Genomic DNA, 24,797 nt, shown 5'->3' with positions numbered 1-24,797 from the left:
TCACGCCGAGCGCCGCTCCCTGCGGTACGCGCCCGGCGGCACCCCCACGATCCGTGTGAAGTGCCGGTTCAGATGCGGCTGGTCGGTGAAGCCGACCGCGACGGCCGCCTCCGCCGGTGCGGCGCCGCCGTCGAGCAGCCGGCGCGCCCGCCGGACCCGGGCGTCGGTCAGCCAGGTGTGCGGCGGCATGCCGTAACGCTCCCGGAAGGCCCGCAGCAGGGCGAACGGACTGGTGCCCAGGCCCGTGGCGAGCTGCTCCAGCGTGGGCGGGTCCGCCATCCTCTCCTCCAGCACGGCCCGGGCCGCCGCCGCGTCCGCCGCTCCCGCGCCGCGTACGGCGCGGGCGGCCAGCGGTCCCGCGTGCCGCTCCAGCATCCGGGCGACCGCCGCGCGCAGCAGGGTGTCGGCGGCCAGCGCGTTCCCGGTTTCCGCCGCCCGGTGCACCTCGGTGATCACCCGCGCCGCGTGCGGATCGGCCACCATCGCGGCGGTGAATCCGGGGGTCCCGCGCCGGAAGCCGATCTCCGCGGCGACCTGGCCGATCAGGCCCCGGGAGGGGTAGAGGGTCGCGTACGCCCACCCCTCCGGGTCCCCGGCCCTGGCGCTGTGCGGCACCTCAGGATTGATCAGGACCACGCTGCCGGGGCCCGCGCGCAGTACGGTGCCGCCCGGCATCCCGATCTCCTCGATGCCGCGGGTGACGGCCGCGATCACGTACCCGTCGTGCGTGTGGCGCGGAAAGGTGTGGCGGACGTAGCGGGCGCGCAGCAGATCCAGGCCGGGCAGCTCGGCGTACCGCCAGTGCCGGGCCCACTCCCGGCGCTCTTCGTCCGTACCCATCCTCCCATTCTGCGCCCCGCCGGACGGTGGCGTTCCCGCAGGTCCGGGCCGTTGTCGGTGCCGGGGTGCACGATGGGGGCATGGCCGGCTCCGCGCTCGACACGTTCTCCCCCGCGACCCGCTCCTGGTTCACGGGGGCCTTCTCCGCGCCCACGTCCGCCCAGGAGGGCGCCTGGCGGGCGATCGGGGAGGGCTCGGACGTGCTCGTCGTGGCGCCCACCGGCTCCGGCAAGACCCTCGCCGCCTTCCTCGCCGCCCTGGACCGGCTGGCCTCCGTACCGCCGCCGGCCGAGCCCGGCAAGCGCTGCCGGGTGCTGTACGTGTCGCCCCTCAAGGCCCTCGCCGTCGACGTGGAGCGCAATCTGCGCAGCCCGCTCACCGGCATCCGCCAGGAGTCGGTCCGCCTCGGCCTGCCGGAGCCGGAGATCCGCGTCGGGATCCGCTCGGGGGACACCCCGCCCGCCGAACGGCGCAAGCTCGCGACCCGGCCGCCGGACATCCTGATCACCACGCCCGAGTCCCTGTTCCTGATGCTCACCTCGGCCGCCCGGGACGCCCTCGCCGGTATCGAGACGGTGATCCTGGACGAGGTGCACGCGGTCGCCGGGACCAAGCGCGGCGCCCACCTCGCCCTCTCCCTGGAGCGGCTGGACGAGCTGCTGCCGCGCCCGGCCCGCCGCATCGGGCTGTCGGCGACGGTGCGGCCGGTGGACGAGGTGGCTCGGTACCTGGCACCGCGCGGCAAGGTGGAGATCGTGCAGCCGCCGTCGGCCAAGGAGTTCGACCTGTCCGTGGTCGTCCCCGTGGAGGACATGGGCGAGTTGGGCGGCTCCCCCGCCACCGAGGGCCGCGAGGGCGGGGACAAGCCGTCCATCTGGCCCCATGTCGAGGAGCGCATCGCCGACCTCGTACAGGCCCACCGCTCCACCATCGTGTTCGCCAACTCCCGCCGCCTCGCCGAGCGCCTGTGCAACCGGCTCAACGAGATCGCGTACGAGCGCGCCATGGGCGAGAAGCTGCCGGAGGGCGCACCGGCGGCCGAGATCATGGCCCAGTCGGGCGCCTCCCTCGGGGCCCCGCCCCTGCTGGCCCGGGCGCACCACGGCTCGGTGTCCAAGGAGCAGCGGGCCCTGGTCGAGGAGGACCTCAAGGCGGGCCGGCTGCCCGCCGTGGTCGCCACCTCCAGCCTGGAGCTGGGCATCGACATGGGGGCCGTGGACCTGGTGGTGCAGGTGGAGTCCCCGCCCTCCGTGGCGTCCGGGCTCCAGCGCGTGGGGCGGGCCGGACACCAGGTCGGCGCGGTCTCCACCGGCGTGGTCTTCCCCAAGTACCGGGGCGACCTGGTGCAGGCGGCCGTGGTCACCGAGCGGATGCGCACCGGCTCGATCGAGTCGCTGCGCGTCCCGTCGAACCCGCTGGACGTCCTGGCGCAACAGCTGGTCGCGATGGTGGCGATGGACACCTGGCAGCTGGACGACCTGCTGGCGCTGGTCCGGCGGGCCGCCCCCTTCGCGGCCCTGCCCGAGTCGGCGTTCACGGCGGTCCTCGACATGCTCGCCGGCCGGTACCCGTCGGACGCGTTCGCGGAGCTGCGGCCGAGGGTCGTCTGGGACCGCGTCGCCGGTACGGTCACCGGCCGGCCCGGGGCCCAGCGCCTCGCGGTCACCTCCGGCGGCACCATCCCGGACCGGGGCCTCTTCGGCGTCTTCCTCGCCGGTTCCGACCCGAAGAAGGGCGGCGGCCGGGTCGGCGAGCTCGATGAGGAGATGGTCTACGAATCACGCGTCGGCGACGTCTTCACCCTGGGCACCACGTCCTGGCGGATCGAGGACATCACCCGCGACCGGGTGCTCGTCACCCCGGCCCCCGGCGTGCCCGGACGGCTGCCGTTCTGGAAGGGCGACCAACTGGGCCGCCCCCTCGAACTGGGCCGCGCGGTCGGCGCGTTCCTGCGCGAGCTCGGCGGCCTCGGCGGCGAGGACGCACGTCTGCGCCTGCTGGCCGCCGGCCTCGACGCCTGGGCCGCCGAGAACGTCCTCGCGTACCTGGCCGAGCAGCGCGAGGCCTGCGGCCACGTCCCGGACGACCGGACGATCCTGGTCGAGCGCTTCCGCGACGAGCTCGGCGACTGGCGGGTCGTCGTCCACTCCCCTTTCGGCGCGCAGGTGCACGCGCCCTGGGCCCTGGCCCTCGGCGCCCGCCTGGCCGAGCGGTACGGGATGGACGCGCAGGTGATGCACGCCGACGACGGCATCGTGCTGCGCCTGCCGGACGCCGACCTGCTGAGCACGGACCTGCTCGACCACGACCCCGGCGCCGCCCCCGCCTTCGAGTTCGACGACGAGCAGGCGCCGCTGGGCGCGGCCGATGTCGCCTTCGACGCGGGGGACGTCACCCGGATCGTCACCGACGAGGTCGGCGGCTCGGCGCTCTTCGCCTCCCGTTTCCGCGAGTGCGCGGCGCGCGCGCTGCTGCTGCCGCGCCGCAGTCCGGGCAAGCGCACCCCGTTGTGGCAGCAGCGCCAGCGCGCCTCCCAACTGCTCCAGGTGGCCTCGGAGTTCGGTTCGTTCCCGATCGTGCTCGAAGCCGTACGCGAATGCCTCCAGGACGTCTTCGACGTGCCCGGCCTGACCGAGCTCATGGGGGACATCGAGGCGCGCCGCGTCCGCCTGGTCGAGGTCACCACCCCGGAGCCCTCCCCCTTCGCCCGTTCCCTGCTCTTCGGATACGTCGCCCAGTTCCTCTACGAGGGCGACTCGCCCCTCGCCGAACGCCGGGCCGCCGCCCTGTCGCTGGACTCCCGGCTGCTGGCCGAGCTGCTCGGCCAGGCCGAACTGCGCGAGCTGCTCGACGCCGAGGTACTGGAGGAGCTGGAACGGGAGCTCCAGTGGCGGACCGAGGACCGGCGGGCCAAGGACGCGGAGTCGGTGGCCGACCTGCTGCGGCTGCTGGGGCCCCTGACGGAGCCCGAGCTGGTGGAGCGCGGCGCGGATCCGGCCTGGGCGGGCGAACTGGGCGCGGCCCGCCGCGCCATCCGGGTGCGGATCTCCGGCGCGGACCACTGGGCGGCGATCGAGGACGCGGGCCGGCTGCGGGACGCCCTGGGCACCGCGCTCCCGGTCGGGGTGCCGGAGGCGTTCACCGAACCGGTCAAGGACCCGCTGGGCGATCTGCTGGCCCGGTACGCCCGCACCCGCGGCCCGTTCACCACGACGGCCGCGGCCACCCGGTTCGGTCTGGGCACGGCGGTGACCGAGGGCGCCCTGCACCGGCTCGCGGCCGTCGGGCGCGTGGTCCAGGGCGAGTTCCACCCGGCGGGCATCGGCCAGGAGTGGTGCGATGCGACGGTGCTGCGCAGGCTTCGCCGGCGCTCCCTGGCGGCGCTGCGCCAGGAGCTGGAACCGGTCCCGCCGACCTCGCTGGCCACCTTCCTCCCGCAGTGGCAGCACCTGGGCGGGGCGCTGCGCGGCATCGACGGCCTGGCCCGCGCGGTCGAGCAGCTCCAGGGCGCCCCCGTGCCCGCCTCGGCACTGGAGCGCCTGATCCTGCCCTCGCGCGTCAGCGGATACTCCCCGGCCCTTCTGGACGAGCTCACCACGACCGGTGAGGTGCTCTGGGCGGGCGCCGGGGCGCTGCCGGGCAAGGACGGCTGGGTCTCCCTCTACGTGGCCGAGGCCGCGCCCCTGCTGCTCCCGCAGCCGCACCCGCTGGAGCTCGGCCCGCTTCACCTGGCGCTCCTGGACACGCTCTCGGGCGGGTACGGGCTCTTCTTCCGCCAGCTCACCGAAGCCGTCCGGGCCGCCCATCCGGAGGCCTCCGACGCCGACCTCTCCACCTCCCTGTGGGACCTGGCCTGGTCCGGCCGCGTGACGAACGACACCCTGGGCCCGCTGCGCTCCTTGCTCGGCTCCGGCCGCACGGCGGGCTCCACGGCCCACCGCGCCCGGCGCACCGTCCCGCGCGGGCGGTACGGCACGCTCGGCGCGACCATGTCCCGTACCGGGCCGCCCACGGTCTCTGGCCGCTGGTCGCTGCTGCCCGCCGCGGCCCCGGACCCGACGCACCGGGCCCACGCGCTGGCCCGCACCCTGCTGGACCGCCACGGCGTGGTCACCCGGGGCGCGGTGGCGGCGGAGGGCGTGGAGGGCGGTTTCAGCGCGGTGTACCGCATCCTGTCCGCCTTCGAGGACAGCGGTCAGGCGCGCCGGGGGTACGTGGTCGAGGGACTGGGCGCGGCCCAGTTCGCGATGGACGGCGCCGTGGACCGGTTGCGCGCCGCCGAGCGGACCCCGCCGCCGCTGGCGGCGGTGGTCCTGGCCGCCGCCGATCCGGCGAACGCGTACGGGGCCGCCCTGCCCTGGCCGGAGCCTCCGGCGGGCGCCACGCACAAGCCCGGCCGCAAGGCGGGCTCCCTGGTGGTCCTGGTCGACGGCGAGCTCGTCCTGTACCTGGAGCGCGGCGGCAAGACGCTCCTCGCCTGGGCGGAGCCCGAGGACCCCCGCCTGACCGCCGCCGTCGCGGCCCTCGCCGCGGGCGCCCGCACGGGCACCCTCCCGGCCCTGACGGTGGTGCGCATCAACGCCACCGCGTCCCTCACCTCCCCGCACGGCCCGCCCCTGGAATCCGCCGGCTTCCACGCCACCCCCCAGGGCCTCCGTCTCCGCCCCTGACCCCACCGCCGCTTCCGCCCGGGGCCCGAGTCGCAGCAGCGGGGGCCCGGGGCGGAGCCTCGACCTCAGCCCCGCCGCGCATCCAGCCCCGCCGGCGTTCGAGGCACGGGGTCCGGGGCGGCACCCCGGCAGCGGCGCCGCAACCGCCCACGGCCCGCGCCACCCCACCGGCACAGCCATCGGCACAGCCGCAGCCACCGCCGCCACGCGACAATCACCCCATGCCCGAAGGAGACTCCGTCCACCACACCGCCTCCCGCCTCCACGCCGCCCTCGCGGGCAAGCCCCTCACCGGCAGCGACCTCCGCGTCCCCCGCTTCGCCACCGCCGACCTCACCGGCCGCACCACCCTCGACGTCACCCCCCGGGGCAAGCACCTCCTCACCCGCTTCGACGGCGGCCTCACCCTCCACAGCCATCTCCGGATGGACGGCGCCTGGCACGTCTTCGCCTCGGGAGAGAAGTGGCGCGGCGGCCCCGCCTACGAGATCCGGGCCATCCTCGCCACCGCCGACCGCACCGCCGTCGGCTATCGCCTCCCGGTCCTGGAACTGATCCGCACCGCCGACGAGGACCGCGTCGTGGGCCACCTCGGCCCCGACCTCCTCGGCCCCGACTGGGATCCCGCCCGCGCCGCCGCCAACCTGCTGGCCGCCCCCGACCGCCCCCTCGGCGAGGCCCTGCTCGACCAGCGCAACCTCGCGGGCATCGGCAACATCTACAAGGCCGAGGTCTGCTTCCTGGCCCAGGTCACTCCCTGGACCCCGGTCGGCGCGCTCCCCGAGTCCGTCCTCCCCCGCCTGGCCGCCGCCGCCCACCGCCTGCTGGCCGCGAACATCGGCGACCGACCGGGCCCCCGCAACACCACCGGCAGCCGCCGCCCCGGCCAGGACCTCTTCGTCTACGGCCGCGCCCACCGCCCCTGCCTGCGCTGCGGCACCCGCATCCGCGTGGCCCAGCAGGACGACCGCCCCACGTACTGGTGCCCGCACTGCCAGAGCGGCCCCACCCCCTGAGACCGGCTCCGGGAACGGATCCACCGCACCCCGCCCCATTGACGGTCCGTCAGATACGCCCGTACCGTCCCCGCATGCCCACACCCACAGCTCCGTACGACCTCACCGGCCGTACCGCTCTGGTCACCGGCGCCGCCAGCGGTATCGGCCGCGCCACCGCCGTCCTCCTCGCAGGGGCGGGCGCGCACGTCCACTGCGCCGACCGCGACGCGCCGGGCCTCGCCGAGACGGCCGAGCTCGCCGCCGAGACCGGCGGCTGCGCGACCGTCCACGCCCTCGACGTCACCGACCGGGCGGCGCTCCGCAGCGCCGTGGCCGCGGCGGGCACCCTCGACATCGCGGCCGCCATCGCCGGGGTCATGCACACCAGCAGTGTCCTGGAGACGGCCGACGAGGACCTCGACCGGGTCCTCGACATCAACTTCAAGGGCGTCCTGCGCACCTGCCAGGAGGCCGCGCGGGCCATGATCGCCGCGGGCCGCCCGGGCTCGATCATCACCATGGCCTCCGGCGCCGTGGACGCCGCCCGGCCCGGCCTGCTCTGCTACAGCGCCGCCAAGGCCGCCGTGGTCCAGCTGACCAGGACCCTCGCCACCGAGGCCGGCCCGCACGGTATCCGGGTCAACGCCGTCGCACCGGGCTGGATCCGCACGCCGATGACCGATCGGCACGGCCGGGAGGTCCAGGAGCGGACCGAGGCGCTGATGATCCGCATGTCCCCCCTGCGCCGGGTCGGCGAGCCGGAGGACGTCGCCCGGGCCGTGCTCTACCTCGCCTCGGACGCCTCGTCCTTCATGACGGGCCAGATACTTCGCCCGAACGGTGGAGTGTCGATGCCCTGGTGACCTCGGCGGTCACCGCGTCCCCGCCCGCCGCACGCCGAGCCCGGCGCACCGGCCGCGGGACGCAGTGCACCGGCAGCAGACCCAACCCCCAGCCGCCCACGGCCACCGCGCCCTCGACGGGCCCGGCCTCCTCGGGGGCCAGCACCATCCGCAGCACGGCCCACCACCACAGGGCCCCCACCGCCAGCGCGAGCACCAGGGCCGCGGGCACGGGCAGTAACCGCCGCACGGCTACCTCCCAGGGACCGGAACCCGCACGGCCCCATACTCCCGCACCCCCCGCGCCCCCGCACCCACAATGCCCACCCGCCGCACGACCGGGGGCACAGCACGGGGCCCCGGCCGGTGCTCGATGCACCGACCGGGGCCCCGGCCACACTCACAGGCTCACGCACTCACGCGGCTACGACATTCACCGCTTCCGCAGGCGCCTTGATGGTCACCCGCTCCGGTCCGGCCGTGACCGAAGCCATGGAGACCGAATTGAGCATCGGGCGGACCGGCGCAGGCACCGGTTCGCTTGCCGCGGCCGACTGTGCCAGTTCGGCCAGCGACAGTTCGTCGCTGACTTCGCGCATCAGCTCGGACATCCGTACGTCCAACGCGTCGCAGATCGCGGAGAGCAGCTCGGAGGATGCCTCCTTCTGCCCCCGCTCCACCTCGGAGAGATAGCCGAGCGAGACTCGGGCCGACGAGGAGACTTCGCGCAGAGTACGGCCCTGGCGCTGGCGCTGCCGACGCAGCACGTCACCCAGCAGGCGACGGAGCAGAATCATCGGTGGCTCCCTCCTCTGACCGTGTAGCCGCATCCTTCACGCCCCACCGTACCGCCTCGCGCCGCGGCCGTGCGGGGAGCGATGTCGTGTTCACTCAGGGCTGCAAACATCAAATCCCCCCGTTCTGTTCCGTATCCTGCCTCCGCGCATTCTCGCGGAGTTGGCTCCACAGAAGTTCCAGCACTGTGCGTGCACTCTCCCTACGAATTTCCGTGCGGGAGCCGTTCAACCTCAGCCGGGCCGTTTTCCTGCCCCCGGGGCCGTCCACGGCGATGAAAACCGTGCCCACGGGCTGCCCGTCCTGCGGGGCCGGTCCGGCCACTCCGGTGGTCGCGATCCCCCAGGAGGCGTCCATGACCCGCCGCACGCCGGCCGCCATCTCCTCGGCGACCCGCGCGTTCACCGCACCCTCGGCGGCGAGCAGCGCGGCGTCCACGCCCAGCACCCGGTGCTTGAGCTCGGTGGCGTAGGCCGTGACCGACCCCCGGAAGGACCGGGAAGAGCCGGGGACTGCCGTGAGCTCGGCGGCGACCATGCCGCCGGTCAGCGATTCCGCGACCGCGACCGTCTGGCCGCTCCGCGCGAGCAGCCGCAGCACCTGGGTCGCCGCATCCGCCGCACCGTCCGCGCCCCGCGGTCCCGGAGCGCCCCCCGCCGCGGTCACCGCTCGGCCCGCTCCGCCTCGATGCCCCGGCGGCGCAGTACGACCGCCTGGCGGATGTAGTCCAGACCGGTGACGACGGTCAGCACGACGGCGACCCCCATCATCCAGAAGCGCAGGGTCGCCAGCGGCCCGGTCAGCGCGAGGACGTACATGCCCACAGCCGTGCCCTGGGCCAGGGTCTTCAGCTTGCCGCCCCGGCTGGCCGGAATCACGCCGTAGCGGATCACCCAGAACCGGAGCAGTGTGATCCCGAGCTCCCGCCCGAGGATCACTCCGGTCACCCACCAGGGCAGGTCGCCCAGCCAGGACAGGCAGATCAGCGCGGAGCCCATGATCGCCTTGTCGGCGATGGGGTCGGCGATCTTGCCGAAGTCGGTGACCAGGTTGTACGTCCGGGCCAGGTGGCCGTCGAAGATGTCCGTGATCATGGCAACGGCGAACGCCGCCCACGCCCAGGCCCGCCAGGCCGGGTCGTACCCGCCCTGGGCGAGCAGCAGGAGGACGAATCCCGGCACGAGCACGAGCCGGATCATCGTCAGGATGTTGGCGATGTTCCAGAGGCTGGCCTGATCGACCGCCGCGGTCCCCAGCTTCGCGCCGGGCACGGGCCGACGGCCGGTCCCGCCCGCCGCAGATGCCGGGACTCCGGTCATCCGGTCGCCTCCTCAAGATCCAGGCCCAGGGGCTCGGCCACCAGGTCCACGCCCAGGGTGCCGACCACCTTCGCGGTGACGATGCGCCCGGGGACCAGGCCCGTACCGTCGGTGAAGACGACCTGCCCGTCGGTCTCGGGGGCCTGGTGCGCGGCGCGCCCGTAGGCACCCTCGCCCTCGTCGGCCTCGTCCAGCGGGACGACGGTCTCGACGAGTACCTCCAGGGTCTCCCCGATCCGCTCCTCCGCGCGCTGCGAGGTGAGTTCCTCGGCGAGCCGCTGCATGTGGGCGAGCCGCTCGGCGATGGTCTCCTCGTCCAGCTTGTCCTCGTACGTGACGGCCTCGGTGCCGTCCTCGTCGGAGTAGCCGAAGACGCCGATGGCGTCGAGCCGCGCGTGGGTGAGGAAACGCTCCAGCTCGGCGAAGTCCGACTCCTTCTCGCCGGGGAAGCCGACGATGAAGTTGGACCGGACGCCGGCCTGCGGGGCCTTGGAGCGGATGGTGTCCAGCAGTTCCAGGAAGCGGTCGGTGTCCCCGAAGCGGCGCATGGCGCGCAGCACGTCGGGGGCCGAGTGCTGGAAGGACAGGTCGAAGTACGGCACGACCTTGGGGGTGGAGGTGAGGACGTCGATCAGCCCGGGCCGCATCTCGGCGGGCTGGAGGTAGCTGACGCGGATGCGCTCGATGCCGTCCACCGCGGCCAGCTCCGGCAGCAGGGTCTCCAGCAGCCGGATGTCGCCGAGGTCCTTGCCGTACGAGGTGTTGTTCTCGGAGACCAGCATGACCTCCTTCACACCCTGCTCGGCGAGCCAGCGCGTCTCGCCCAGTACGTCGCCGGGGCGGCGGGAGATGAAGGAGCCGCGGAAGGACGGGATGGCGCAGAAGGAGCAGCGCCGGTCGCAGCCGGAGGCCAGCTTGACCGAGGCGACGGGGCTCTTGTCGAGGCGGCGGCGCAGCGGGGCGCGCGGCCCGGAGGCGGGCGCCAGTCCGTCGGGGAGGTCCGCGGGGGCCTCGGCCACCGGCTCCTGGGCGTGGCCGGGGAGCGCCACCTCGGCGTCCTGGCGGGCCGCGGGGCTGATCGGCAGCAGCTTGCGCCGGTCGCGCGGGGTGTGGGAGGCGTGGATGCCGCCGTTGAGGATGGTCTGCAGGCGGTCGGAGATGTCGGCGTAGTCGTCGAAGCCGAGCACGCCGTCGGCCTCGGGGAGCGCTTCGGCCAGCTCCTTGCCGTAGCGCTCGGCCATACAGCCGACGGCGACGACGGCCTGGGTCTTGCCGTGATCCTTGAGATCGTTGGCTTCCAGCAGGGCGTCTACGGAGTCCTTCTTGGCGGCTTCGACGAAGCCGCAGGTGTTGACGACGGCTACGTCCGCGTCGGCGGCGTCCTCGACGAGCTCCCAGCCATCCGCCGCCAAGCGGCCTGCGAGCTCCTCCGAGTCCACCTCGTTACGGGCGCAGCCAAGAGTGACAAGGGCGACGGTACGGCGTTCGGGCATGGACTCAAGACTACTTCGTCCCGACACCCGCCCCCGCCCCAAGTCCCCCGCAGCAAGATCCCCGGGGTGCGGCGCGGCACCCCGGGGATCCGGAATCACATGTTCGGCCCGGATGAGAGCCGGGATCAGCCCGCCTGGGGTTCGCCCGGGAGCGGGTCCTCCTTGGTGTAGGTGAGACGTTCCACCTGCCCCGGCTGGAAGTCGTCCTTGATCTCCTTGCCGTTCACGAAGAGCTTCACCGCGCCGGCGTCGCCGAGCACGAGGTCGACGGACTCCTTGTCCGTGAAGGTCTTGGACTCACCCTGGGCGAGGGTGCCGTCGAAGAGCAGCCGACCGCTGTGGTCCTTCGCGGAGATCCAGCTCTCGCCGGTGTCGGCCGTCAGGACGACCGTGACGAGGTCCTTGGGCGCGGCGGCGATGGCGCTGTCCGAAGGCTCCGGCTTGGGGGCCTGCGGGGTCTGCTGGGGCTGGGCGGCGGGCTTTCCGCCGCTCTGCTTCGGTGCGGGCTGCGGGGCGGCGGAACCTTCCGCCACCGGCCGCTTGGCCTGCCCGTCGCCGCCGCTGAACGCGGTGAAGCCGACGAAGCCGATGACGGCGACGATGGCGGCGACCATGGCGGCGGTCCAGTTGGGCCGCTGCCGCTCGGGGCGGATCCGTTCCGCTTCGAACATCGGCGCGGCGGGGGTGGGTGCCGGCCGGCCGCCGTGGGCCGCGTCGTAGCTCTCGATCAGGGGTGCCGGATCGAGCTGCACGGCGCGGGCCAGCGTACGGATATGACCGCGGGCGTAGACGTCGCCGCCGCACCGCGTGAAGTCGTCCTCTTCGATCGCGTGCACGATCGGAATGCGCACGCGGGTGGTGGAACTGACCTCGTCGACTGTGAGCCCGGCGGCGATCCGGGCCTCCTTGAGGGCCGTCCCGATGGACGGTCCTTCGACGGGACGCTCGACGATGCGGTCCTCGGACCGGTCGTCGGTCGAAGGCCGCTCTTCTTCGGGGGAGTTGGAGTTGCCGATGGACACGTGGGCGCCTTTCGAGCGTGTAGCCACCTGCTGGATGTTCAGTCTAGGGGGGTGACGAAAGGGTGGAGCAACCGGAGGGTGCTGTTCCTACGCCATCCGAATGGCGAGGGGACATCTCCCCGGTGCGGCGGCCCCGCGTGCTGCCGATGTCGTGCGCGGTACCGTCACCCCGTTCAACTGGACGCGGGCCCGAGGGAAACGGTTGCCCGCCCGATCCCTCGGGCCCGCGCGCCTCACGGGTGAGCCTCTCCTCGGATGACGGCGAGCACTCCGTCCAGCTCGTCGGCCTTGAGCAGTACGTCCCGCGCCTTCGAGCCCTCGCTGGGTCCGACGATCCCGCGCGACTCCATCAGGTCCATGAGCCGGCCGGCCTTGGCGAAGCCCACCCGGAGCTTGCGCTGGAGCATGGAGGTGGAGCCGAACTGGGTGGAGACCACCAGTTCGGCCGCCTGGCACAGCAGGTCCAGGTCGTCACCGATGTCCTCGTCGATCTCCTTCTTCTGCTTCTGACCGACCGTGACGTCGTCCCGGAAGACGGGGGCCATCTGGTCCTTGCAGTGCTGCACGATGCCGGCGATCTCGTCCTCGGTGACGAAGGCGCCTTGCAACCGGACGGGCTTGTTCGCGCCCATCGGCAGGAACAGCCCGTCGCCCTTGCCGATCAGCTTCTCGGCGCCGGGCTGGTCCAGGATGACCCGGCTGTCGGCGAGGGAGGAGGTGGCGAACGCGAGCCGCGAGGGCACGTTCGCCTTGATCAGGCCGGTCACCACGTCCACCGAGGGCCGTTGGGTCGCCAGCACCAGGTGGATACCGGCCGCGCGCGCCAGCTGCGTGATCCGCACGATGGAGTCCTCCACGTCGCGCGGAGCCACCATCATCAGATCCGCGAGCTCGTCGACGATCACCAGCAGGTACGGGTACGGGCTGAGCTCCCGCTCACTGCCCGGCGGCAGTTTGATCTTGCCGTCCCGGATCGCCTGATTGAAGTCGTCGATGTGCCGGTAGCCGAAGGCGGCCAGGTCGTCGTAGCGCAGGTCCATCTCGCGCACGACCCACTGCAAGGCCTCGGCGGCCCGCTTGGGGTTGGTGATGATCGGCGTGATCAGGTGCGGGATGCCCTCGTACGCCGTCAGCTCCACCCGCTTGGGGTCGACCAGGACCATCCGCACGTCCTCCGGGGTGGCCCGCACCATGACCGAGGTGATCAGGCAGTTGATGCACGAGGACTTGCCGGAACCGGTGGCGCCGGCGACCAGGACGTGGGGCATTTTGGCGAGGTTGGCCATGACGTAGCCCCCCTCGACGTCCTTGCCGAGCGCGACCAGCATCGGATGGTCGTCCTCGGCCGCGTCCGCCAGCCGCAACACGTCACCGAGGTTGACCATCTCCCGGTCGGTGTTCGGGATCTCGATGCCGACCGCCGACTTGCCCGGGATCGGGCTGATGATCCGCACGTCCGGGGAGGCCACGGCATAGGCGATGTTCTTCGCCAGCGCGGTGATCCGCTCGACCTTGACCGCCGGGCCGAGCTCCACCTCGTAGCGGGTGACCGTCGGGCCCCGGGTGAAGCCGGTGACCTTCGCGTCGACCTTGAACTCCATGAACACGTTGGTCAGCGAGGCCACGACGGCGTCGTTGGCGGCGCTGCGGGTCTTGCCCGGACCGCCCTTCTCCAGCAGGTCCAGGGAAGGCAGTGCGTAGGTGATGTCCCCGCGCAGCTGGAGCTGCTCGGCCCGCGGCGGCAGGGCCTGGGCCGGCGGCGGAGTCTTGGTCAGGTCGGGCACCGACAGCGTCCCGGAGGCCGCCGCGGTGGTGGCGTGCGGCTCCCCCGCGCCGGGCCCGGACGCGGCCGGCCCGGCCGGCTCCGCGGACCGCGCGGGCGCGGTGGACGCCGGCGGTACGGGACGCCCCGCGCGGGCGGGCGGCACGGGAGCGGTGGGCTCCGCGCCCTCCCGCTCGGGAGTGATCCCGTGCGTGAGGTCGGCGACCAGCGGGGAGGGCGGCAGCCCCCCGTACACGGCCCCGTCCAGTGCGGCGGCGGCCGCCGCGGCCACGTCCACGGCGTCCATCTCGCGGTCCATGGCGGGCCGGGCCGAGGCCCGGCGGGGCCGGCGCCGGCGGGCGAGCGCCTCGTCCTCGGCCGCGTCCACCGGGTCACCGGAACCGGCACCCGCGCCGGAGCCCGCCCGGGCCCGCCAGCGCGCGGGGTCGTGCCGGTCCGCAACGGGCGCCCCCTCGGCCTCCCCGTAGCCCTCGTCGTACTCGTTCGGCGCGATGATCCCGAGCCTGATGCCCAGCCTGCGCAGCCGCTGCGGGATCGCGTTGACCGGGGTCGCGGTGACCACGAGCAGGCCGAAGACGGTGAGCAGGACCAGCATCGGCACGGCCAGCGGCGCGCCCATGGTGAAGATCAGCGGCTTGGAGGCGCCCCAGCCGATGAGCCCGCCCGCGTCCTGCATGGCGGTGGTGCCCTCGTCCCGGCCGGGCGCCCCGCAGGCGATGTGGACCAGGCCCAGCACCCCGATGACGAGGGCGGAGAGGCCGATGCCGATGCGGCCGTTGGCGTCCGTCTGCTCGGGATGGCGGATGAAGCGCACCGCCATCACGCCGAGCAGGATCGGCACGAGCAGATCCAGTCGCCCGAAGGCACCGGTGACCAGCATCGTGACCAGATCGCCGACGGGACCGCTCAGATTCGACCAGGTTCCGGCGGCGACGATCAGCGCGAGGGCGAGCAGCAGCAGCGCGACGCCGTCCTTGCGGTGGGCGGGATCCAGGTTCCTGGCCCCTTGACCGACCCCGCGGAAGATCGCCCCGACCGCGTGGGCGCAGCCCAGCCAGACGGCGGCCAGCAACCGCACCACACCGCTCGTCGGAGACGGCGCGGGCTTGGCCGCGACCTTCTTCACCGGGGCGCGCCTGGCCGCAGCGGCCTTCTTCGCCGGAGGCTTGCGCGCGGGAGCAGCCTTCTTCGCCGGCGCCGTCGTACGGCCGGTGCGGCCCTTCGCGGTGCCCGCCGTGCTCTGGGAACCCTTGCCGGACGTACGTGAGGCCATGGGGCCGAGGTTACCGGTGCGCACCCCGGTGGACACGCGTGCCCACCCCTTCACCCGTTCGTGTCGCTCTTCGGGCAGCCGCTTTGACGCCCCGCCAGAGCTGACGCGCCACCAGACCGCACCCGGGCAGGACCCCTTGCGGACGCCCCGCGGACGGGCGGGGAGCGGCGGGACGGGGAGGTCGGGATCTAGCCCTGAGCGGGCAGTACGGCTCCCCCGCCCGTCCCGGGCTCCAGCGCGTCGAGCGCCCTGCGCAGGCCGGTGAGCTTGCGCTCCAGATGGGCCGCGGTCGCCACCACCGCCCCGTCGGCCGACTCCTCGCCGAGCTGCTTGGTCAGCGCCTCGGCCTGCTCCTCGACCGCCGCGAGCCGCGCCGACAGCTCGGCCAGCAGCCCGGCCGTCTCCTTGCCCGCGTCCACCCCGTTGGAGCTGCCGCCCTCCAGCTGGAGCCGCAGCAGCGCCGCCTGCTCCCGCAGTTGGCAGTTCTTCGTGTACAGCTCCACGAAGACCGAGACCTTGGCCCGCAGTACCCACGGGTCGAAGGGCTTGGAGATGTAGTCGACCGCACCCGCCGCGTAGCCGCGGAACGTGTGGTGCGGACCGTGGTTGATCGCGGTGAGGAAGATGATGGGGATGTCCCGCGTCCGCTCCCGCCGCTTGATGTGCGCGGCCGTTTCGAATCCGTCCATCCCCGGCATCTGCACATCCAGCAGGATGACCGCGAAATCGTCCGTCAGCAGCGCTTTGAGCGCTTCCTCCCCGGACGACGCCCGCACCAGTGTCTGATCGAGCGCGGAGAGGATGGCCTCCAGCGCCAGCAGATTCTCCGGCCGGTCGTCGACCAGGAGGATCTTGGCCTTCTGCACCATGCCCTGTCCTCCTCGCCCCGGCATGGGGCCTCCCCGGCTCCGGGCGCCGGCCTGTGCGCCGGGCCCCGCCCCAGAGGACGGCATCCTTGCGCCGTCCGTCCTTGTGCCGGTCATCGTAGCCCCAGTCCCGAGATCGCCACACCCTGTCACCGAGATGTCACTGTGCACGTAGCAGAAACGTGGTGGGAGAGCAGAAGGTTCCCCGTTCACCGCTCTTCCACACCGCTACGGCCGCGGTCAGTCAGCCGTGCACCTCACTTCGCCCGCCGGGCGATCACTTCCCGCGCATCCACTGCTCCATCACCGACAGCAGGTAGTCCGGGTCGACCGGCTTGGTGACGTAGTCGGAGGCACCCGAATCGATGGCCTTCTCGCGGTCGCCCTTCATCGCCTTCGCCGTCAACGCGATGATCGGCAGCCCCGCGAACTGCGGCATCCGCCGGATCGCCGAGGTCGTCGCGTACCCGTCCATCTCGGGCATCATGATGTCCATCAGCACGACCGTCACGTCGTCGTGCTGCTCCAGGACCTCGATGCCCTCCCGTCCGTTCTCCGCGTACAGCACCGCCAGCCCGTGCTGTTCCAGCACGCTGGTCAGCGCGAAGACGTTGCGGACGTCGTCGTCCACGATCAGCACCTTCTCGCCGTGGAAGTCGTACGTCCGGGGCACCACCGGGAGTTCCTCGTCCGCGCTCCCCCAGCCGTCCTCGGCGCCCACCGCGTTCGGCTGCCCCGGCACCGCCGCGGACCGCCCGTCCGCGTCGCCCAGCGCCTTGCGCCGGCGCCGGAACAGCGCGCCGCCGCCGTGGCCGCCGCCCTGGCCCGGCTGCCCGTTCTCGGACCGCGATCCGGACAGCGCGGCCCTCGCCGGCTGCGCCTGGACGGGCGCCCCGGTCGCGGGCGGCGCCGCCGGGCCCGCGGGCAGCGCGGGCCGCGTCTGCTCCGCCTGCCGGCGGTACAGCTCCCCGCGGCCACCGCCGGGCCCGGGCGGCGCGTACCCCTGCGGCGGCAGCTCGCTCGGGTGCAGCGGCAGGTACAGCGTGAAGGTGGACCCGCGGCCCGGCTCGCTCGCCGCGTGGATCTCCCCGCCCAGCAGCCGGGCGATCTCCCGGCTGATCGACAGGCCCAGGCCGGTGCCGCCGTACTTGCGGCTCGTGGTCCCGTCCGCCTGCTTGAACGCCTCGAAGATCACCAGCATCTTGCTCGCCGCGATCCCGATCCCGGTGTCCGTCACCGAGAAGGCGATCAGGTCCGCGTCGGCCTCCCGCAGCGACCCGGCCTCCAGCAGCTGCTCCCGGATCGCCGAGGGCACGTCGGACCCGGCCGGCCGGATCACCAGCTCCACGGCTCCGGTGTCGGTGAACTTCACCGCGTTCGACAGCAGGTTGCGCAGCACCTGGAGGAGGCGCTGCTCGTCCGTGTGCAAGGTGGCGGGCAGCTCCGGGGAGACCCGTACCGAGAAGTCCAGCCCCTTCTCCGCGGTCAGCGGGCGGAAGGTCGCCTCCACGTAGTCCACGAGCTGGACCAGCGCGATCCGGGTCGGCGAGACGTCCATCTTGCCGGCCTCGACCTTGGACAGGTCCAGGATGTCGTTGATCAGCTGGAGCAGGTCCGAGCCCGCCCCGTGGATGGTCTCGGCGAACTCCACCTGCTTCGGCGAGAGGTTCTCGTCCGCGTTGTCGGCGAGCAGCTTGGCCAGGATCAGCAGCGAGTTGAGCGGCGTGCGCAGCTCGTGCGACATGTTGGCCAGGAACTCGGACTTGTAGCGCATCGAGACCGCGAGCTGCTCGGCGCGCTCCTCCAGGACCTGCCGGGCCTCCTCGATCTCGGTGTTCTTCACCTCGATGTCCCGGTTCTGCCGGGCCAGCAGCTCCGCCTTCTCCTCCAGCTCGGCGTTGGCGGCCTGGAGGGCCTTCTGCCGGTTCTCCAGCTCGTCGGAGCGCTCGCGCAACTGCTCGGTCATCTCCTGCGACTGCTTGAGCAGCATCTCCGTCTTGGAGTTGACGCTGATGGTGTTGACGCTCGTACCGATCATCTCGGCGATCTGGCTGAGGAAGTCCTTCTGGATCTGGGTGAACGGCGTGAAGGAGGCCAGCTCGATGACGCCGAGCACCTTCCCCTCGAAGAGCACCGGCAGCACGATCACGTGCGCCGGCGGTGCCTCCCCGAGTCCGGAGGAGATCTTCAGGTACCCGGGCGGGGTGTTCTCGACCAGGATCGTCCGCTTCTCCTCGGCGACCGTCCCGATCAGCCCCTCCCCCGGCCGGAAGGACGTGGGCACCTGGCCGCCCGCGTACGCGTAACTCCCGCGCATCCGCAGCTCGTACGAACCGTCCGCGCCCCCCTCCGTCCCGATCTCGGTGGTGCCTCCGGCCGGCAGCGCCAGGAAGAACGCGCCGTGCTGCGCGGACACCACTGGGGTGAGCTCGCTCATGATCAGCGAGGCCACGTCGTCGAGCTCCCGACGCCCCTGCATCAGGGCGGAGATCCGGGCGAGGTTGCCCTTGAGCCAGTCCTGCTCCTTGTTGGCCAAAGTGGTGTCGCGCAGGTTGACGATCATCGTGTTGATGTTGTCCTGGAGGACCTGGATCTCCCCCGCGGCGTCCACGTCGACCTTCAGGCTCAGATCGCCGCGGGTCACCGCCGTGGCCACGGCCGCGATCGCGCGCACCTGCCGGGTGAGGTTCCCGGCCATCTCGTTCACGGATTCCGTCAGGTCCCGCCAGGTCCCGTCGACGTCCCGCACGCGCGCCTGACCGCCCAGGATGCCTTCCGTACCCACTTCGCGGGCGACCCGCGTGACCTGGTCCGCGAAGGACGACAGCTGGTCGACCATCGTGTTGATGGTGGTCTTGAGCTCCAGGATCTCGCCGCGGGCATCGATGTCGATCTTCTTGGTCATGTCGCCCTTGGCGATGGCGGTCGTGACCATGGCGATCTGCCGCACCTGACCGGTCAGGTTGGAGGCCATGAAGTTCACCGAGTCCGTCAGGTCCTTCCACGTCCCGGACACCCCGGGGACGTGCGCCTGACCACCCAGGCGGCCCTCCGTACCCACCTCGCGCGCCACCCGGGTCACCTCGTCGGCGAAGGACGACAGGGTCTTCACCATCGTGTTGACCGTGTCCGCGAGCTGCGCGACCTCGCCGCGCGCCTCGACCGTGACCTTCTTCGTCAGGTCGCCGTTGGCGACCGCCGCCGAGACCTGGGCGATCCCGCGCACCTGGGCCGTCAGGTTGCCGGCCATCGTGTTGACGTTGTCGCTGAGGTCCTTCCAGATGCCGGTCACCCCGCGCACCCGGGCCTGACCGCCCAGGATGCCCTCGGTACCCACCTCGCGGGCCACCCGGGTCACCTGCTCGGCGAAGGAGGACAGCTGGTCGACCATGGTGTTGACCGTGGTGACCAGTTCGAGGATCTCGCCCTTGGCGTCGACCGTGATCTTCTTGGAGAGGTCGCCCATCGCGACCGCCGTGGTCACCTCGGCGATGTTGCGCACCTGCGAGGTCAGGTTGTTGGCCATGAAGTTGACGGACTGCGTGAGGTCCTTCCAGGTGCCGGAGACACCCTTCACCTCCGCCTGACCGCCGAGGATGCCCTCGGTACCCACCTCGCGCGCGACGCGGGTCACCTGCTCCGCGAAGTTCGAGAGCTGGTCCACCATCGTGTTGAGGGTGTTCTTCAACTCCAGGATCTCGCCCCGCGCGTCCACGTCGATCTTCTGCGACAGGTCGCCGCGCGCCACCGCCGTGGCGACCTGCGCGATGTTGCGCACCTGCGAGGTCAGGTTCCCGGCCATGCCGTTCACGGAGTCCGTCAGATCCCGCCAGACACCGGCCACGCCCGGCACCTGCGCCTGACCGCCGAGCCGGCCGTCCGTACCCACCTCGCGCGCCACGCGGGTCACCTGCTCCGCGAAGGCCGAGAGCTGGTCCACCATCGTGTTGATGGTGTTCTTCAACTCCAGGATCTCGCCCCGCGCATCCACATCGATCTTCTGCGACAGGTCACCGCGCGCCACCGCCGTGGTCACCTGGGCGATCTGCCGCACCTGGGAGGTGAGGTTCCCGGCCATGAAGTTGACGGAGTCGGTCAGCTCCTTCCAGGTACCGGAGACACCCTCCACCCGCGCCTGACCGCCGAGCCGGCCCTCCGTACCCACGTCCCGCGCCATCCGCGTGACCTGGTCGGCGAAGGACGACAGCTGGTCCACCATCGTGTTCACGGTGTTCTTCAGCTGGAGCATCTCGCCGGAGACGTCCACGGTGACCTTCTGCGACAGGTCGCCGTTGGCCACCGCCGTCGTCACCTGCGCGATGTTGCGGACCTGCCCGGTGAGGTTGCGGAAGGCGGTGTTCACCGAGTCGGTGAGGTCCTTCCACGTACCCGCGGCCCCCGGCACCTGCGCCTGACCGCCCAGCTCACCCTCGACGCCGACCTCGCGGGCCACACGCGTCACTTCCGCACCGAAGGACTGGAGCTGGTCCACCATCGTGTTGACGGTGTTCTTCAACTCCAGCATCTCGCCGGCCACGTCGACCGTGACCTTCTGCGACAGGTCGCCGTTGGCCACCGCCGTCGTCACCTGCGCGATGTCCCGCACCTGCGTCGTCAGGTTGCGGAAGACCGTGTTCACCGAGTCGGTGAGGTCCTTCCACATACCCGCGGCCCCCGGCACCTGCGCCTGACCGCCCAGCAGGCCCTTGGCACCGACCTCACTGGCCACACGGGTGACCTCGTCCGCGAAGGTCCGCAGCGTCTCGGTCATCTGGTTGATCGTTTCGGCGAGCTGCGCCACCTCGCCCCGCGCGCTCACCCGGACCTTCTGCGACAGGTCGCCGTTCGCGACCGCCGTCGTGACCTGCGCGATCCCGCGCACCTGGGCCGTCAGGTTCCCGGCCATGGTGTTGACCGAATCCGTCAGGTCCTTCCACACGCCGGCGACCCCGGGCACCTTCGCCTGGCCGCCCAGCTCCCCCTCCGTACCCACCTCGCGGGCGACCCTCGTCACCTCGGAGGAGAACGAGGACAGCTGGTCCACCATCGTGTTCACGGTGTTCTTCAGCTGGAGCATCTCGCCGGCCACGTGCACCGTGACCTTGCGCGACAGATCGCCCTTCGCCACCGCCGTCGTGACGAGAGCGATGTCACGCACCTGAGCGGTGAGCCGGTACGCCATCGTGTTGACGGAGTCGGTCAGATCCTTCCAGGAACCCGACATACCGCGCACCTGGGCCTGACCGCCCAGCTTGCCCTCGGTACCCACTTCGAGCGCCACGCGCGTCACCTCGTCGGTGAACGCGGACAGCTGGTCGACCAGGTTGTTGACGGTGCGCCCGACCTTCAGGAACTCCCCGCGCAGCGGATGCCCCGCCCCCTCGGCGGCCTGCGTGCGCAGATCCATCCGCTGGTCCAGATCGCCCTCGGCGACCGCCGACAGCACCCGGCCCACCTCGGACACCGGTCGCGCCAGATCGTCCACCAGCTGGTTCGAGGCGTCGATCGCGGCCGCCCAGGAGCCCTCGCACGCACCTGTTTCCAGCCGTTCGCTGAGCTTGCCCTCCCGGCCCACCATCCGCCGGACCCTCGACAACTCCCCGGTCAGGTGGAGATTGCGGTCGGCGACCTCGTTGTAGACGGCGGCGATCTCCGCCATCACGCCTTCGCCGGACACCGTCAACCGCTTGCGGAAGTTCCCGTCCCGCATCGACACCAGGGCCGTGAGCAGCCGGTTCAGGGCCGCGGTATCGACCTCCGTCGTACCACTGCGCCGGGAGCGGCCGCCCTTCGGCCGCGTTCCCGTACGCCGCACCGCTGCGCCAGACTCCACCGTGTCCCTCCCGAAAGGGTCGACCACTGTTCCACCGGACGCCGGACTCCGCGAGCCGGCTCTCCAAGCCTGCCCAGTGTTTCACCCCGGCCGAACCCGGCCATAACATCTCGGCACCATCGCACACCCGCCGTACCCTGCGGGTGGATTCCCCGACGAGGGCACCATGCCGACCGCGAAGGTAAGTAACCTGGCACCCGATGTCCAACCGCGTCGAAGGAGAATCGTGATCACGGCACGGGCGGCTGCCAGTTTCGACCCCCTGGGGCGTTCGGTCGCCGCGGCCCGCGCGTTCGTCCGCGACACCCTGCAGGGCTGGGGCTTCGCGGACATCGTCGACGACGCGGTGGTCCTCACCAGCGAGCTCGTCACCAACGCCGTGGTCCACGCGGGGACCCGGGCCGAGGTCCTGTGCCTGCGCGCCGAGGACGGCGTACGGGTCGAGGTCGCCGACCGGTACCCCGAGCGCGAGCTCCCGCTCCAGCTCCCGGGCGAGCGCCCCTACGCTGACCCCGACCGTGAGAACGGCCGGGGCCTCATGCTCTGCGCCGCCCTCGCCACCCGCTGGGGAGTCGAGTACACCGCGGCCCACAAACACGTGTGGTTCCGCCTCGACCTACCCGACCGGCCGGTCGGTACCCGATCCGCGGGCCCGGTCGTTCCCGACCAGCTGCTCCCCCTCGCCGACAGCCGCGTGCGCGTCGCCGTCCTCCAGATCGACGCGGCGGGCATCGTCTCCGGCTGGAACGAGGACGCCGAGCACGTCTTCGGCCACCCGGCGGAGAAGGCCATGGGCCGCCCGCTCTCCGAGCTGGCCGCCTGGCCGCAGACCCCCGGCACCGGCACGGGCATCGCCGAGGCCCTGCGCCTGTCCCGCTGGGAGGGCAGCTACGGCATCCGCGGCGCCGATGGCCGGGTCATCCCCGTCTACGCCTCCCACCTGCGGGTGCGCGACGCCCACGGCGAACCGTCGATCGTCTGCCTGCTCGTCCACGACGACGAGCGCGCCCTCCTTCAGACCCCCGCACGGGTTCCCGCCTCCGACGGCCACCTCACCGAGCCGCGCGCCGCGGACCCCTTCGAGGTGTTCATCGGCTCCCCCGCCCCCGAGGACCTGGACGGCCTCCTCCAGCGCACCGTCGAGCGGGCCCGCGACCTCCTCGACGCCGACGCCGCCTTCCTGCTGCTGGCCACCGACGACGAGACGGAGCTGGAGGTGCGCGCCACGACCGGCCTGCCCTCCACCCGCCAGCGCTTCGCCCGCGTCCCCATCGAGGCCGGCACCCACCGCTACGGCTCCGCCCGCATGCCCGCCGTCCACGACGACCTCGCCGCCGTCTCCGGAGCGGTCCCGCTCCTGGAGAACACCGGCATGCGCTCCGTGGTCACCGTGCCGCTCAAGATCGAGGGCCGGCTCACCGGCTCCCTCGGCGTCGCCGCGGAAACCCCCGGCCGCTACACGAACGAGGACGCACTGCACCTCCAGTTCGCCGCGGACCGGATCGCCCTCGCCGTCGAGTCGGCCCGCCTCGGCGAGCTGGAACGCCTGCGCCGGGGCTCACTCTCCTTCCTCGTCGAGGCCTCCGACCTGCTGGCCGGCACCCTCGACCGGGACCAGACCCTGGCTCTCATGGCCCAGATGACGGTCCCCACCCTGGCCACCTGGTGTGCCGTCTACACCATCGCCGACCAGTCCTCCGACCCGTACCTCTCCTACGTCCTGCACGAGGACGAGGACCGCATCGACGGACTCAAGGCCCTGCTCTCCCGGGTCAGCCCGCCCGAGCCGGTCCGCGAGGCCGGCGCCCGCCCCTGGCCGGAGACGGCCCTCGCGGTCGGCGGCGAGACGGTCGTGCTGCCCCTGCTGGCCCGCAACCGCGTGATCGGCCTGCTCACCCTGGGCAAGCCGAGGGAGGAGCACTTCCGCCAGGAGATCCTCGAACTGGCGGAAGACCTCTCCCGCCGCGCCGCGCTCGCCCTCGACAACGCCCGCCTCTACTCCGAGCGCACCGCGATCAGCCGCTCCCTCCAGCGCAGCCTGCTGCCGCCGGGCTCACCCGCGGTCCCGGGCATGGAGGTCGACGTCATCTACCGCGCGGCCGGCGAGGGCAACGAGGTCGGCGGCGACTTCTACGACGTCTTCCCGATCCGCGACGGCGTGTACGGCTTCGCCATCGGCGATGTCTGCGGTACGGGCCCGGAGGCGGCGGCCGTCACCGGCCTGGCCCGGCACGCCCTGCGCCTCCTGGCCCGCGAGGGCCTGGGCGGCCCGGCCGTACTGGAGCGGCTCAACGCGGCGATCCTCGACGAGGGCGCCCGCAGCCGTTTCCTCACCCTCCTGTACGGAGAGCTCCACCCGCAGACCGACGGCAGCGCCCTGATGAAGGTCGTCTGCGCCGGCCACCCGCTGCCGCTGCGCCTGCGCACGAACGGCGAGGTCACCCCGGCCGCGGACCCCCAGCCCCTGCTGGGCGTGATCGACGACCTGGAGCTCTACGAGCAGACCATGACCCTGGACCCGGGCGACGTCCTGCTGTGCGTCACGGACGGCGTGACCGAACGCCGCGAGGGCAGCCGCATGCTCGGCGACGACGGCCTGGCCGAGGTACTCACCACCTGCACCGGCCTGACCGCCGGCGCGGTCGCCTCACGCATCCTGCGCGCGGTGGAACGCTTCGCCGCGGAACCGGCCTCGGACGACATGGCCATCCTCGCCTTCCGGGTCCCGCAGCAACGCGAGGGCGAGTAGCCACGGGCCGGTTCGCGACCTCACCCGCTCCGTCACCCGCTCTTTCACCCGCCCCGGATTCTCGGGAGCGGGTGAATCCGGTCCATCGGACCCCGGAACGCAAGAAAGGCCCCCGCCAAGAGGCGGGGGCCTTTCTTTGTCAGAGCCCTTTAACGGAATCGAACCGTTGACCTTCTCCTTACCATGGAGACGCTCTACCGACTGAGCTAAAAGGGCGGGTTGTTCGGCGGCGTCCTACTCTCCCACAGGGTCCCCCCTGCAGTACCATCGGCGCTGAAAGGCTTAGCTTCCGGGTTCGGAATGTAACCGGGCGT

At 72.4% G+C, this 24,797-nt stretch carries 14 protein-coding genes, 1 tRNA gene and 1 rRNA gene; 4 read left to right on the top strand and 12 right to left on the bottom strand.

Annotated elements, in window-relative coordinates; all coding sequences use genetic code 11:
* The gene (locus ACWFQ8_RS23625) at positions 1-840 is read right to left on the bottom strand and encodes an AraC family transcriptional regulator (RefSeq protein ID WP_453788241.1); all 840 of its coding nucleotides are present in this window, start codon (positions 838-840) and stop codon (positions 1-3) included.
* 80 nt (positions 841-920) lie between these two features.
* Here ACWFQ8_RS23625 and ACWFQ8_RS23620 point away from each other — a divergent pair, with 80 nt between their 5' ends.
* The 3 genes from ACWFQ8_RS23620 to ACWFQ8_RS23610 all read left to right on the top strand — a co-directional run bounded on the left by ACWFQ8_RS23620 (position 921) and on the right by ACWFQ8_RS23610 (position 7,371).
* Positions 921-5,510: an ATP-dependent helicase gene (locus tag ACWFQ8_RS23620; protein WP_453788240.1), complete on the top strand. Its 4,590-nt coding sequence runs from the start codon at positions 921-923 to the stop codon at positions 5,508-5,510.
* Between the two features lie 221 nt (positions 5,511-5,731).
* Positions 5,732-6,526 (top strand): Fpg/Nei family DNA glycosylase, encoded by a 795-nt coding sequence (locus ACWFQ8_RS23615; protein WP_453788239.1) that lies wholly within the window; start codon positions 5,732-5,734, stop codon positions 6,524-6,526.
* A 74-nt stretch (positions 6,527-6,600) separates the two neighbouring features.
* Positions 6,601-7,371 carry an SDR family NAD(P)-dependent oxidoreductase gene (locus ACWFQ8_RS23610; protein ID WP_453788238.1) on the top strand — a complete coding sequence of 257 codons (771 nt, stop codon included), beginning with the start codon at positions 6,601-6,603 and terminating at the stop codon, positions 7,369-7,371.
* Here the strand turns inward: ACWFQ8_RS23610 and ACWFQ8_RS23605 are convergent.
* From ACWFQ8_RS23605 to ACWFQ8_RS23565, 9 genes are all read right to left on the bottom strand, one after another.
* Positions 7,319-7,600: a hypothetical protein gene (locus tag ACWFQ8_RS23605; protein WP_453788237.1), complete on the bottom strand. Its 282-nt coding sequence runs from the start codon at positions 7,598-7,600 to the stop codon at positions 7,319-7,321. The two genes, ACWFQ8_RS23610 and ACWFQ8_RS23605, sit on opposite strands and share 53 nt — an antisense overlap.
* Positions 7,601-7,766: 166 nt before the next feature.
* Positions 7,767-8,147 carry a helix-turn-helix domain-containing protein gene (locus ACWFQ8_RS23600; RefSeq protein WP_453788236.1) on the bottom strand — a complete coding sequence of 127 codons (381 nt, stop codon included), beginning with the start codon at positions 8,145-8,147 and terminating at the stop codon, positions 7,767-7,769.
* Between the two features lie 109 nt (positions 8,148-8,256).
* Complete coding sequence (locus ACWFQ8_RS23595) at positions 8,257-8,811, bottom strand: CinA family protein (RefSeq protein ID WP_453788235.1); 555 nt, start codon at positions 8,809-8,811, stop codon at positions 8,257-8,259.
* A complete protein-coding gene (gene pgsA, locus ACWFQ8_RS23590) occupies positions 8,808-9,464 on the bottom strand; it encodes a CDP-diacylglycerol--glycerol-3-phosphate 3-phosphatidyltransferase (protein WP_453788234.1) in 657 nt (218 codons plus the stop codon). Before pgsA ends, ACWFQ8_RS23595 begins: the two co-directional genes overlap by 4 nt.
* Positions 9,461-10,957, bottom strand: a complete 1,497-nt coding sequence (rimO, locus tag ACWFQ8_RS23585) for a 30S ribosomal protein S12 methylthiotransferase RimO (RefSeq protein WP_453788233.1) — start codon at positions 10,955-10,957, stop codon at positions 9,461-9,463. The genes pgsA and rimO overlap by 4 nt, the downstream gene beginning before the upstream one ends.
* 125 nt (positions 10,958-11,082) lie before the next feature.
* On the bottom strand, positions 11,083-11,979 hold the full coding sequence (locus ACWFQ8_RS23580; RefSeq protein ID WP_453788280.1) for a helix-turn-helix domain-containing protein: 897 nt from the start codon (positions 11,977-11,979) through the stop codon (positions 11,083-11,085).
* A 233-nt stretch (positions 11,980-12,212) separates the two neighbouring features.
* Positions 12,213-15,035 carry a DNA translocase FtsK gene (locus ACWFQ8_RS23575; protein ID WP_453788232.1) on the bottom strand — a complete coding sequence of 941 codons (2,823 nt, stop codon included), beginning with the start codon at positions 15,033-15,035 and terminating at the stop codon, positions 12,213-12,215.
* A gap of 188 nt (positions 15,036-15,223) precedes the next feature.
* Positions 15,224-15,904 (bottom strand): response regulator, encoded by a 681-nt coding sequence (locus ACWFQ8_RS23570; RefSeq protein ID WP_453788231.1) that lies wholly within the window; start codon positions 15,902-15,904, stop codon positions 15,224-15,226.
* 274 nt (positions 15,905-16,178) lie between these two features.
* A complete protein-coding gene (locus tag ACWFQ8_RS23565) occupies positions 16,179-21,734 on the bottom strand; it encodes a HAMP domain-containing protein (RefSeq protein ID WP_453788230.1) in 5,556 nt (1,851 codons plus the stop codon).
* Between the two features lie 166 nt (positions 21,735-21,900).
* On the opposite strand from ACWFQ8_RS23565, the gene ACWFQ8_RS23560 reads away from it, so the two are divergent.
* Positions 21,901-24,483 carry a SpoIIE family protein phosphatase gene (locus tag ACWFQ8_RS23560; protein WP_453788229.1) on the top strand — a complete coding sequence of 861 codons (2,583 nt, stop codon included), beginning with the start codon at positions 21,901-21,903 and terminating at the stop codon, positions 24,481-24,483.
* 143 nt (positions 24,484-24,626) lie between these two features.
* Here the strand turns inward: ACWFQ8_RS23560 and ACWFQ8_RS23555 are convergent.
* Positions 24,627-24,699 (bottom strand) — tRNA-Thr (locus tag ACWFQ8_RS23555).
* Positions 24,700-24,704: 5 nt separating this feature from the next.
* Positions 24,705-24,797, bottom strand: a 5S ribosomal RNA gene (gene rrf, locus ACWFQ8_RS23550); the annotation flags it as partial.

The organism is Streptomyces sp. NPDC055254, assembly GCF_053606025.1.
The sequence above is the reverse complement of the archived record's forward strand: the minus strand, read 5'-3'. Positions and strand labels throughout refer to the sequence as shown.

Excerpts from the sequence above, each read along its gene's own strand:
- ACWFQ8_RS23625 (WP_453788241.1), bottom strand. The coding sequence starts at position 840 with ATGGGTACGGACGAAGAGCGCCGGGAGTGGGCCCGGCACTGGCGGTAC.
- ACWFQ8_RS23620 (WP_453788240.1), top strand. The coding sequence starts at position 921 with ATGGCCGGCTCCGCGCTCGACACGTTCTCCCCCGCGACCCGCTCCTGG.
- ACWFQ8_RS23615 (WP_453788239.1), top strand. The coding sequence starts at position 5,732 with ATGCCCGAAGGAGACTCCGTCCACCACACCGCCTCCCGCCTCCACGCC.
- ACWFQ8_RS23610 (WP_453788238.1), top strand. The coding sequence starts at position 6,601 with ATGCCCACACCCACAGCTCCGTACGACCTCACCGGCCGTACCGCTCTG.
- ACWFQ8_RS23600 (WP_453788236.1), bottom strand. The coding sequence starts at position 8,147 with ATGATTCTGCTCCGTCGCCTGCTGGGTGACGTGCTGCGTCGGCAGCGC.
- pgsA (WP_453788234.1), bottom strand. The coding sequence starts at position 9,464 with ATGACCGGAGTCCCGGCATCTGCGGCGGGCGGGACCGGCCGTCGGCCC.
- rimO (WP_453788233.1), bottom strand. The coding sequence starts at position 10,957 with ATGCCCGAACGCCGTACCGTCGCCCTTGTCACTCTTGGCTGCGCCCGT.
- ACWFQ8_RS23575 (WP_453788232.1), bottom strand. The coding sequence starts at position 15,035 with ATGGCCTCACGTACGTCCGGCAAGGGTTCCCAGAGCACGGCGGGCACC.
- ACWFQ8_RS23570 (WP_453788231.1), bottom strand. The coding sequence starts at position 15,904 with ATGGTGCAGAAGGCCAAGATCCTCCTGGTCGACGACCGGCCGGAGAAT.
- ACWFQ8_RS23560 (WP_453788229.1), top strand. The coding sequence starts at position 21,901 with ATGCCGACCGCGAAGGTAAGTAACCTGGCACCCGATGTCCAACCGCGT.